Below are 11648 nucleotides of genomic sequence, written 5' to 3' on the forward strand. Positions count from 1 at the left end.
TAAGTATGAACTAATTTACGCTTTAGACTTGGCGAGTAAATATAAAAAGTAAGGTGCGCCAATAATCGCAACCACAATGCCAGTAGGAACTTCCGCAGGTTGCAACACCCATCTGCCGATGGTATCAGCGGTAATCATAAGAAGCGCCCCTGTCAAAGCACTAGCAGGTAATAACACCTGATGACGGGGTCCCACGAGCCTGCGAGCCAGGTGTGGTGCTATCAGGCCGACGAAGCCAATACCTCCGCTTACTGCGACGCAGGAGCCGGCAAGCGCTACGGCTGTTACCAGAAGGAGAATACGTTCCTTCTCCACACGCATTCCTAGACCTAATGAAGTATGGTCCCCTAGATTCAATACATTTAGAACCCGGGCTTTATAGAAGGCGAACGGTAACAGAATCGCGATCCAAGGCAGCAAAGCAAGGACGAATCTCCAATCCCCACCCCATATTTTCCCGGCGATCCAAGTAGCTACAAATTGATAATTATTAGGATCAAGCCTAAGTGCCAATACAAGCTGGCAAGCATTGATTCCTGCAGCGACCGCAATCCCGATAAGGATCAGCCTTGTAGGAGACAGACCATCTGCCTTCCGGTAGGCAAGAATATAGATTAAAGCTGCGGTCAGGCCAGCCCCACCAAGCGCTAGGAGAGGCAAGACAAATACCGGAGCTGCTGTTGTAGCCGGAAAGAACGAGATAAAAATGATTACAGCAAAACCTGCACCAGCACTTATGCCCAGCGTAGCCGGTTCGGCGAGTGCATTACGTGCGAGACTTTGTAGAATACAGCCTGATACTGCAAAGCCCGCTCCAACTAACAATGAAATTACGATGCGGGGTAATCTGAAATCAAATAAAATAAGCTTTTGCTGATGTGTTCCATCACCCAGCAGTGTATGTAATACCTCCAGTGGGGATAGACGCATAAACCCTGTATTCATACTGACTATAAACACCACGACGATCAGTATAGCAAGGAGCGATAACACCGTTAGGGCGCGTGTACGGCGTTCTTTTTCATCTGGAGTAAGGGTTATTTTGGGCATTACAGCTCCCCCTTCCGCTTACTCGCTAAATAAATAAAGAAAGGTACGCCGATGATGGCAATTAAGGCTCCTAGCGGTGTCTCATACGGTGCATTTATCATTCTTGCGGCAATATCTGCAAAGATAATCAATAAGCTCCCCAGAACAGCCGAGCAAGGTATAATCCAGCGGTAGTCCACTCCAACGAAATAACGTGTAACATGTGGAATAATTAGTCCTATAAAAGCAATCGGGCCAACCGTTGAAACCGCACTTCCAGCTAAGATAACCACAACAATCATACATGCCAACTGAACTAACCTTGTCCGCTGCCCCAGACCAACCGCAACTTCTCTTCCTAAGCTGAGCAATGTAACGGATCGTGATAACATCATCGCTGCAATTAAGGCTACGGCCACCCAAGGGAATATAATCTTGATCTGAGTCCAGCTAGCTCCACCCATCCCACCGGCTAACCAGAAGGCTATATCCTGAGATAAGTTGAAAAGAATAGCTACTCCCTGACTAATAGCAACCAATAAAGCACTAACTGCCGAACCTGCTAGTGTCAATCGCAAGGGGGTCAGGCCATTAAAAGAAAGCGAACCGATTCCGAATACGATAAAAGAGGCCACAGCGGCACCGATAAAGCAATACAACATTAGTGAAGTGAATGAGAGTGAGGGTGCAAAAGCAAATACTATTGCCAGCGCTACTCCTGCTCCTGCATTCAAGCCTAACAGCCCTGAATCCGCAAGCGGGTTTCTTGTCATCCCCTGCATGATAGCCCCTGCTACTGCGAAGCAAGCACCGACTAAGGCGCCAGCAATAGCACGTGGAAATCGCAGTTCTCTAATCACCTGATGTTTTTGTAAATCTGGATTGAAATGAAATATTGCTTCCCATACCGTAGCTAACTTGATATCTGCCGCACCCACTGAGACCGAAAGTGCCAATCCGAAGGCAATGGCAGCAAGTCCAAAAATAAGAATACCAATGGCAGCTGCCGGTCGGGTATGTAGAGCTTTTTTGGGTTCATTGTTAATACGATTTGCGAAATCTGAGGGTGAAACCATGGGTTGTCTCCTTATTCAATAGTTACAATGGTTTATATGATAACAACAATCATTCTCATTATCGCAAAAATATTTATGTTGTACAATTGCAGGAACGATTTTTCCGTACTATGGGATTGGTTTATAAAAAAATGGTGCAGATCTTTGTATCACGAGATACTTGATCTGCACGCCCTTCCCCACCGAAATGATCAGTCTCATTCATGGTGAATTACGACTTTTATTTCACAAGACTTTTTAGCACATCGTCAATGATTTTGCTGCCAGCGTTCGCACCACTGTAAAGCCAGCTGCTTGTTGAGCTCATTTCATGCACATTTCCAGCTTTCACAGCTGGGATGCCCTTCCAAATTGCACTATCTAAGATCTCCGAACCCTCAGTCTTATCACTATTTACAAGGAAAATATGATCTGCAGTCAGCTCAGAAAGCTTCTCTAGCGAGATTGGATTCCAAGTTGCTCTTGTTCCTACTGGGATCTCTGTTACTAAGTTAGGAAGCTTTACGCCAAGGTCTGTATATAATACAGCACCACTGCTGCGGGTTTCGTCTACAATATAGAAGTTTTTTTGCACCAACCATAGAATAGCCGCGGACTCTTGTCCAATAGCTCCTGCAAGCTGTTCTTTCGCAGCCGCTGCTTTAACATCATAATCTTTAATGGCTTTTTCTGCTTCAGAGGTTTTGTTCAAAATCTCACCAATCTTGAGCAAAGATTTGCGCCAATCTTGATTTAGTTCATCCCCAATTACATAAGTGGGTGCAATCTTATTCAACTGATCGTAAATCCCGTTCTGAACAGAAGACTCCGATGGGATGATAATAAGATCCGGAGCAAAGCTGGTTACAGCCTCTAACGGAAGATCGTAACTAATTGTAGGAACATCCTTCAATTCAGTGGCCAGATAATCCTGAACGCCATTTGTAACTGACCATTGAGCTACTGGAGTCACACCCAGAGTTACCAATGAGTCTTCCAAATATGAACCCAGGACGCGCTGTGGATTAGCCGGAATCGTTACTTCATGGCCCATTGCATCTGTTAATGTCTTAGGAGCAGCAGGTGCCTCTGTAGATTCTGCTGTAGGAGCTGTTGTAGGCGCTGTTCCTGCATTTGATGAACTTTCAGCATTATTATTACCACAAGCGGAAAGTAATAGCGTCATCACTATTAGTCCGCTCATTGTCACTTTCATGCTTCCTGATCTTTTTCTGTTAAGCCAAAACATTAAAAACCCTCCTATATGTAACTGCTTTGATATTCAAAGGTGACCTTTACCTCTGCTTCACTTTTAAATGATATTGATTCTCATTCTCTGTGTCAACATATAAATTTCAAATTCTGTGGATTTGCAACAATTTCCTTCATATAAAATACAAAAGAGGTTATATTCCGAACGTTCCGGATATAACCTCATCTTTAATCTTCTACTTATTTATTTAAATGATAAGGGACAGTCGCTACTACAACGTCCTTTTGATTCATTAGATACGAGCGGATTAAAAAGCTGGTCTGATTATGAAGCACGGCTTGCCACCAATGTTTGGTAATAAACTGTGGAATCAGAATCGTGATGTGATCCGTCGCAGCTGTCTTCCACTCAACCGTATCGATAAACTTCACTAACGGACGAATGATACTACGATATCTGGAGCGAAGTACAATCAGGCGTACGCCTGGATTCCATTCCTCCCACCGTTGCTCCATCTTATGAATGTCTTCTTCATCAAAGCCTACATACACAGCAACAACATTATCTGTTAGAGACTTCGCATAGCTGATGGAATGTAATACAGCACGTGTAACCCCTGCAACAGGAACAACTACAGTACTTCCTTTAATTATAGGTTTATCAGTAGCCGGACATATACGCAGTTGATCCGCAGTGTTCAAATAGTGCTTATGAATACGGTGGAACACGAACATTACAGCAGGTAAGAAAATGAATGCCATCCATACGCTTGAGAATTTAGTAATAATAAATATAAGCGTAATCGTCAATGTAGTCAGCATACCGATGGTATTTACAACAAATCTTTTCACCCATCCAGCAGGTCTTGTTTTGATCCAATGCACCATCATCCCCAGTTGGGATAAGGTAAAAGGAATGAACACGCCTACCGCATAAAGTGGAATCAAACCTTCCGTATTCCCATGGAATGCAGCCACAAGTATGATAGACATAACTCCTAGAAAAATAATGCCGTTTGAGAAGCCCAGGCGGTCACCACGGACCATAAATGCGTGTGGCAGATATTTATCTTTTGCAAACATAAAGGCAAGCAGCGGAAACGCTGAATATGCTGTATTAGCTGCCAAGAACAAAATCACTGCTGTAATCCCTTGAATGAAAAAGTACAATCCGCCACGGCCAAAGGTCGATTCAGCGATCTGAGAGACAACCGTAGCCTTTTCATCTGGCACAATACCATACCAATACGCCAGCACAGTGATTCCGGTAAACATAAAGCCAAGGATAAGTCCCATGATCATTAGCGTCTTGGCTGCATTCTTCTCAGCCGGTGCTTTAAAGTTTGGGATCGCATTAGATACGGCCTCAACCCCCGTTAGGGCTGAACAACCAGAGCTAAACGCTTTTAATAGTAGAAACAAACTTACATTAGATACGGCGCTGCCTATTTCAGGAACATTCGCATGCGCGCCACCCATTGCATATTTAACGATACCGGAGATAATCAGAACAACAATCGAAACCACAAACAAATACACTGGAATTGCGATGAACGAAGCCGATTCAGTCACTCCGCGAAGATTAATGATTGTTAATAGAACGATAACAGATACAGCGATGAGAACAGTATGATTATGAAGACTTGGAAAAGCCGATGTGATCGCATCCGTCCCTGCCGAGGCACTAACCGCTACGGTAAGAATGTAATCCACCAATAATGAACCCCCAGCGAGCAGCCCTGTCGGAATACCAAGATTGCTCTTGGCTACGATATAAGCTCCGCCTCCTTGCGGATAAGCAAAAATCGTCTGCCGATAGGATAAAATCAGGATGGCCAGCAGGCCCAATACGGCTAATGCAATTGGCAGGGAATACCAGATGGCAGTAAACCCGGCAGCCACCAGTACAATCAGTATTTGTTCCGTTCCGTAGGCTACAGACGAGAGCGCATCAGAAGACAGGACAGCCAGTGCTTTAACCTTGGATAACTTTTCATGATCGAGTTCATTCGACTTCATCGGACGTCCGATCAATAGTCGTTTTACCTTGCTTACCATGGTGGATACAGTTCCTTTCTTTGGGAGCTGAAACGGAATTTCCGTGCGCTGTTTTCATCGGTGGATTTCATAAATGCAGACACAAAAATAAGCATACGGAAATGATCCGCATGCTTATGCATGGTCATTTTCCCACCTTGCTTACGAGGTTAGCTGGCGGATTCGGGCTGTGGTTATAGCCCTACGGTACAGGTCTGTTCGACCCGGTTCCGATTCACCCCATTGGCATGAATGCCAAGTTTGGTTCCCCCGTTTTTCCTAAGAAAATTCAGCGCATATTCAACTTCTCACAAGGTCTAATATTAGTCTACAAAGTGCCTACAGTAAAGCGTTGAAAAAAATGAAAAAAGAATGAAAAAACATCCAATAAGCTCAAATATAGCGTCTTATTGGATGCTCTCTTTCATTATCTTCAATTATCCCTCTAGCCCGTGATTTTAATACCTTTTCAGCTTTTTTGTAACTTCCAAAGCGAAAACTAAAATCCTAAGCTCTCCTCTGCATCTACTTCAATCATTTCTTCTTCCTTACGTCCATACCAAAGAAGGAGACTAATTAGAGCAAAAGCGATTAAAGCTAACAAAGGAATCGTAATAAATCCGAAGTAGTTCAAGTAATCTTTATTACAAGGAACAACAATTGTACAAGGTAGAACTTTACTTAACGCTGGAATCTTCTGTTCCGCATAATGATAGATTGAGATACTGCCACCAATCAAACTTAATGGAAGCACATAAGGAATGATGCGCTTATCTCCACGGAAAGTGGCAATTCCCAACAAAAATAACTGCGGATACATAAAAATCCGCTGAAACCAGCAAAGCTTACAAGGTTCATATTTCAAGACTTCACTTAAATACAAGCTACCAGCTACAGCAACCAAAGAGACAAACCAGGCCAGATAGAGGCAGTTACGCTTGCAAAAAGATAGGAATTTTGTCACTTTGCCTCCACTGCTTTTGCGGCGGTGTTAATTTCAGATGTAATCGCTTCAATATCGAAAGGTTCAGCCGTTTTCACCCCATTAATGTAGAGCGAAGGCGTAGTTGTCACGCCTGCGTCAGTTGCCAACTGAATGTCTTTCTTCAGCTCATCTGCATAAGTTTTCTCTTGGATGTCTTTACGCAACAGATCGTAATCGATCGCTAATTTCTCTTTTTCAGCAAGGCTTATCAAGAAATCCTCAGTGGCCCATTCGTCGCTCTCATCCCCTTGCTGCGCATATACAGCATCATAGAACTTCCAGAATTCATCCTTATTCTGATGGTATACAGACAATGCAGCTAGTGAAGCTGTCTCAGAGTCAGGACCAACGAAAGCCATATTTACAAAGTAAAGAGCTGCTTTTCCCTCGTTGACAAAATCTTGAACAATTTTCGGTTTCATGGAGCCAGCAAACTGGGAACAAGCTGGACATTTGAAATCGCCAAATTCAACAAGCTTAACAGGTGCATCCTCATTACCAATCCTAGGTAGCTCACTGTAATTGAATTCTACCGGTTCTCCTGTAGAGACATTCTTTGCTGCATCTTTCGAAGCTAACATAAACAATCCAACAAAAATGATAACTACTACAGCTATTGAACTAATAACTAAAATTCTCGTTTTCTGCTTCTGTTGCTCCTGTTCTACCCGTCGTTTCTCTTGTTTGCTCAACTGGGGAACATTTGGACTTTTTTTAGGTTTACTCAAGGAGAATTCCTTTCTGTCCTCTAGGGACTAATGTAGTTTTTATCATATACATTTAAAATTATATAATTATTAATCTCTTTTTGGCAAACAGTATAGTCAAAAAAAACAGCGTGACTCCAAAAGGAGAAACGCTGCTCTTATTTTAAAAATATATAATTCCATCAAGCTCCAGCTTCTTCATTCAATAACTGTAACCGCAATAGCTTAATTCGAGAAATTCGCTTATTCTCAGTCTCTTCTACAATAAATAGATGATCATCAAATTCTACGGATTGCCCTTTTTGAGGTGGATTAACCTCCAATTTAGAATACAGCCAGCCGCCTATCGTATCGTAATCCTCAGTCTCCATATGAAGACCCAAAAGATCATTAATCTCTTCAATAAGCATCAAACCGTCAATGGAGTGTTCATCCTCGCCAAGCTTCTCAACACCGGGACGTTCCTCATCAAATTCATCCTGAATTTCTCCAACAATTTCCTCCATGATATCTTCCAATGTCACCATTCCTGAAGTTCCACCATATTCATCGATCAATATGGCGATTTGTGTCTTCGCACGCTGCATAACTTTCAGCAAAGCGCTAATCTGAATGGATTCCGGCACGGTTAATATTGGACGAATTAATTTCTGATAACTTTGCGGGCGATCCTTAATTAAGTCCTTTATATGGATGAAGCCTAAAATATGATCCTTATCACCATCACAGACGGGATAACGTGTCCTCATGCCATCATAGGCAATCTCAAGGTTCTCCTCAGCAGAAACATGATTATTCAGACAGATCATCTCTGTCCGCGGAATCATGATCTCCCGAGCCATGGTATCCACAAATTCAAAAATATTGTCAACCAAAGCCATTTCAGTATTATCGATAAAGCCGCTTTTGTTACTTTCCTGCATGATAATACGAATTTCTTCTTCCGTATGCGCCGTTCCCAGCTCTGAAGCCGGGGCTAATCGGAAAATTTGCAGTAAACCACGCGCCAGCCCATTAACGATCCATATCACTGGATACATGATTTTGTAAAATACATTCATCGGTCCTGCTGTTAGTAAAAGGACAGATTCAGCCTTGTTAACAGCAATGGTCTTAGGTGCAAGCTCACCTAATACGATATGCAAGATAGTAATGAACATAAGAGCAATAACCAAAGATACAACATTAACAGCAGTTTCTCCTAAACCTATGCTTCCTAATAAAGGTCCTATAAGATTAGCTATAGCTGGTTGACCCAGCCACCCTAATGCAAGTGAAGCCAATGTAATGCCGAGCTGACAGGCTGAGAGATAGCCATCCAGGTTGCTGACAATGCTTTTTGCATTAAAAGCTTTTTTACTACCTTCTTCAATCAGGGTATCAATTCTACCACTTCGCACTTTCACCATTGCATATTCGACTGAAACAAAAAATCCATTTAACAATACCAACAAAATAATAAGACCAACATGTAATATACCGGGTAAAGGGTCGCTCAATTTATACTCCTATCCACCATTTTCCGTACATGGATGGATAGGCCCACCTCCTTCGTTTTTTCAGAGTATTGGCAAAATGCTCGCCGTTTGTTCCTTTCAGTATCAATTTCCCAATGGTTTCATCTCCAGTCTAGAATCACGTTTTTGAATATATACTTTATTATATTAATATATTGGGGCAAACCGCAAGCATGCGTGTCCTTTCGAAAAAAAATGGGCAGTGATTATCAAGATTATTCCATAAATTAATCACAAATAAAAAGAACTCCTAACCGTTTGGCGTTGGAGTTCTTCTCATCGAAGATGGATTACATTTAGCGACAATTTCTCATCGTTGGAGGATTGCCAATTACACCTGGGTATTGATAAGTAAGGGGCTCATCGAAGGTAGCATAATCAAAATAAATCATAAGTAAGACGGTGCGTTGGCCAGTCGCAGGGTCACTGATAATAATGTGGTCACGGCCTGCCGCTTCCAGCACACCCTTGTAAACTTTGGCATTCCAGTCTTTGTTGTTCTCATAAGTAAAATAAAACGTACCTACTTTTCCTAAATTCAGGCGGAAAATATTTTCGATGTAGGATTGTTCGAACGTTTGTGGTGGATTCTGAACTACTACTCCCCCTGGCGTCATTGGACTGCCACTGCTTACTTGAGGTGGCATGCTGCCCATGCCTTGCATTCCTGATGACATCGGCATTCCGGAAGACATTGGCATACCTGAAGAAGAGACACTACCGATGGTATAAGTTACGGGGCGGTAAGGTTGAACGATCATTTAATGAAACCTCCTAAATGTTTATCGGAGCATAAACTCCTTTGGACACAATTGAAATCACTCTTACTTTCTGTGAGAATTACTCATTTTATTGAGTAATTCTCTTTGCACAGTTACCATTCTAATTGCCGATAAATACAGTCGGGCAATCTTCTCCGGTCGGAGTAAAGAAGCAATGGGCTTTGAAGCGGCCTGTGTTTTGTTGGTTATACCAGGTTGCAGGACAATCACCTGCGGGTCTGAAGAACCACAAAGCATTGGTAGCTGGCCAGGTTCTTTCACCTGCAATTACACGTTTGGCTAGACGGATATCTGCTTCTCTGGCTCGCTGATAGAAGTATCCCTTCTGCGGCGCTTCGAAACCTCCTGGACTTTGATAGACCATGTCATTCACATTCCGAATGTTATTAAAGTCCAAGCAATTGCCAAGAATCCGGTTGACGCCAACATTGCCGACCATGAGCATACCGAGTTCTCCATCTTCCTCAGCTTCCGCTCTCATCAACCGCGCCAGCACCTTCACATCTTCCGAGTTCGTTTTGATGACGGCCACGCTGTCTCCTCCTTGGGGTCACTTCTTGTAGCAACCTCGTTCTTAACTGCATGCTGTATAGTATGTGCATTCGCCTAAGAGGTGACAGTTCCCGCCTATTTTTTAGAGTAGGGATTTTTCCTTTTAACCACTCAGCAAATCCCCTTTATCTACACTCTAAGCTGCGTTTGCCCAATTACATTCGCGTTACAGCGTAAGAGTCGGGGGCAGCTGCGGTGTTAGCGACAATGTCAGCGTCAGCATCGATGTCCTCGTTAACGACAGCGTTAGCGTCTGAGTCGGGGGGCGGTGTCGGTGTTAGCGACAATGTCAGCAGCGTTAGCATCGATGTCCTCGTTAACGACAGCGTTAGCGTCTGAGTCGATGTTGGTGGCAGCATCAGGGTCGGCGTCGGTGTTAGCGCGTCAGTACAGCATCAGAGTCGGCGTCGGTTTTAGCGTCGAATCGGTGCTGGAATCGTTGTCGGTGTTAGCCACAATGTACACGTCAGCGTCGATGTCCTTGTTAGCAACAGCAATAGCTTCAACGTCAGCAACAGCATCCACGTCAACGTCCGCTCAGAAGGCGCTATCGGACACAGCTGACCTTATTCGCGATATTAATCCACTTTTGGGATTCTATCGGACCCCAAAGCCCCTATTGGCCCGCAAAGCACCGATTATAAGCATCTTTCTAATGAATAGCTGCATTGGAGTCCGAAACTAGGCTCAAAAGGCTGTGAAATTACAAATAACGTCATCTGGGTCCGTAAGGTAAGAGGGTAATGAATATCTGACACTTAATAGATGATCGCACCTACAGTGAGCTTTGAGAGCTATAGTATCAGTGAGCTTTGAGCGCTACGGGATCAGTGGGCTTTGAGAGCTACAGGATCAGTGGGCTTGAATGGTACATAACCAAAACGCAAAGCAGCGCTCCTCCATTAGCATGGGGATCGCTGCTTTGATTTTATATAACAAATGACTACTCCGCAGTTGAGTATTGTGGCTGTCGTTGGAATCCATGATATCTAGTTCCTTGATAAGTAAGCATTCCTCTATCGCCTTCTGCGCTCAAGCCATATTCATGGCCATCTACTTTAAATTCCATGCGACTGCCGCCTTCCAGCTCGTACGTTAAATAGTAAGTTGTACTCGTACGAGTTGAGCCATTCTCTTCCTGAAGCTGCTGCTGTCGTACTTCAGTCCGTTTGCTAACGATATGTGCAGGGATTGTTAGTATGGGGGAGCCATTGTTCCTGCCCCATTGAAGCAAGCCCCTGCCTGCTGATATAGCAAGAATACCAATCATAACAACGATAAAGATCGGCATCACCGTTCCGGCAAAATCAAACATCCATGAAAGATCCGGGCCCATTCCCATGACAGTTTCCCCCTTCTTCCTCTTGTAATTCAGCCTAATTGCTGCGTTCTGGGTACTTCTGTACATGTATATGCCTCATCTAGTCCAGAAAGCATTAAATAAGTGAGACTAGATGCAAAAAAGACCACTTCGTTTTCTTAGAAATCAAGAATTCGAGTGGTCTCTATACAGAGTTTTCAGTTATTAAATTAAGCATGAACTAGGTCTAGCAATTTCTTAGTTTCGTCTGTCTGATCATCTAACATTCCATTTTCAGCCCAGCAAGCTCTGCATTGTTCTTCAGTTTCACAAAGATGAGCGTCATCACAGTTGTAGCAAAGTTGCAAAAGGTTTCTTGTCATATAATCTGTTTCGAATGTTTTCATTGTAATCTCTCCTATTCGATGTCTGAGTTTGTGAAAATTTGAACTTGTTTTCTATGTGTTAAATA

At 43.2% G+C, this 11648-nt stretch carries 12 protein-coding genes and 1 riboswitch; of the genes, 1 reads left to right on the forward strand and 11 read right to left on the reverse strand.

Annotated features, from left to right (window positions below; all coding sequences use genetic code 11):
* Positions 1–15: 15 nt before the first annotated feature.
* The 9 genes from PODO_RS15920 to PODO_RS15960 form a co-directional block, all read right to left on the reverse strand.
* The gene (locus PODO_RS15920; protein WP_036687550.1) at positions 16–1050 is read right to left on the reverse strand and encodes a FecCD family ABC transporter permease; all 1035 of its coding nucleotides are present in this window, start codon (positions 1048–1050) and stop codon (positions 16–18) included.
* The gene (locus PODO_RS15925; protein WP_051491521.1) at positions 1050–2105 is read right to left on the reverse strand and encodes a FecCD family ABC transporter permease; all 1056 of its coding nucleotides are present in this window, start codon (positions 2103–2105) and stop codon (positions 1050–1052) included. The genes PODO_RS15920 and PODO_RS15925 overlap by 1 nt, the downstream gene beginning before the upstream one ends.
* Positions 2106–2325: 220 nt before the next feature.
* Positions 2326–3333, reverse strand: coding sequence for an iron-hydroxamate ABC transporter substrate-binding protein (locus PODO_RS15930; protein ID WP_036687551.1), 1008 nt, complete (start codon positions 3331–3333; stop codon positions 2326–2328).
* A 203-nt stretch (positions 3334–3536) separates the two neighbouring features.
* On the reverse strand, positions 3537–5354 hold the full coding sequence (locus tag PODO_RS15935; protein WP_036687552.1) for an APC family permease: 1818 nt from the start codon (positions 5352–5354) through the stop codon (positions 3537–3539).
* A gap of 124 nt (positions 5355–5478) precedes the next feature.
* Positions 5479–5638, reverse strand: a riboswitch (cyclic di-AMP (ydaO/yuaA leader).
* A gap of 194 nt (positions 5639–5832) precedes the next feature.
* Positions 5833–6297, reverse strand: coding sequence for a disulfide oxidoreductase (locus PODO_RS15940; RefSeq protein WP_038571439.1), 465 nt, complete (start codon positions 6295–6297; stop codon positions 5833–5835).
* Positions 6294–7046: a DsbA family protein gene (locus tag PODO_RS15945; RefSeq protein WP_036687554.1), complete on the reverse strand. Its 753-nt coding sequence runs from the start codon at positions 7044–7046 to the stop codon at positions 6294–6296. Before PODO_RS15945 ends, PODO_RS15940 begins: the two co-directional genes overlap by 4 nt.
* Positions 7047–7207: 161 nt before the next feature.
* Positions 7208–8524: a hemolysin family protein gene (locus PODO_RS15950; protein WP_036687555.1), complete on the reverse strand. Its 1317-nt coding sequence runs from the start codon at positions 8522–8524 to the stop codon at positions 7208–7210.
* Between the two features lie 314 nt (positions 8525–8838).
* The gene (gerQ, locus tag PODO_RS15955; RefSeq protein ID WP_036687556.1) at positions 8839–9303 is read right to left on the reverse strand and encodes a spore coat protein GerQ; all 465 of its coding nucleotides are present in this window, start codon (positions 9301–9303) and stop codon (positions 8839–8841) included.
* A 121-nt stretch (positions 9304–9424) separates the two neighbouring features.
* Positions 9425–9856: a cell wall hydrolase gene (locus tag PODO_RS15960; protein WP_036687557.1), complete on the reverse strand. Its 432-nt coding sequence runs from the start codon at positions 9854–9856 to the stop codon at positions 9425–9427.
* Positions 9857–10150: 294 nt separating this feature from the next.
* Here PODO_RS15960 and PODO_RS31115 point away from each other — a divergent pair, with 294 nt between their 5' ends.
* Complete coding sequence (locus tag PODO_RS31115; RefSeq protein ID WP_155288137.1) at positions 10151–10561, forward strand: hypothetical protein; 411 nt, start codon at positions 10151–10153, stop codon at positions 10559–10561.
* A gap of 258 nt (positions 10562–10819) precedes the next feature.
* Here the strand turns inward: PODO_RS31115 and PODO_RS15965 are convergent, their stop codons facing one another.
* The gene (locus PODO_RS15965; protein WP_036687780.1) at positions 10820–11212 is read right to left on the reverse strand and encodes a DUF2500 domain-containing protein; all 393 of its coding nucleotides are present in this window, start codon (positions 11210–11212) and stop codon (positions 10820–10822) included.
* Between the two features lie 194 nt (positions 11213–11406).
* Entirely contained in the window at positions 11407–11583 is a 177-nt protein-coding gene (locus PODO_RS31505; protein ID WP_169744776.1) for a hypothetical protein, read from the reverse strand.
* Positions 11584–11648: the final 65 nt, after the last annotated feature.

The organism is Paenibacillus odorifer (genome assembly GCF_000758725.1).
Classification (GTDB): Bacteria; Bacillota; Bacilli; order Paenibacillales; family Paenibacillaceae; genus Paenibacillus_AQ; species Paenibacillus_AQ odorifer.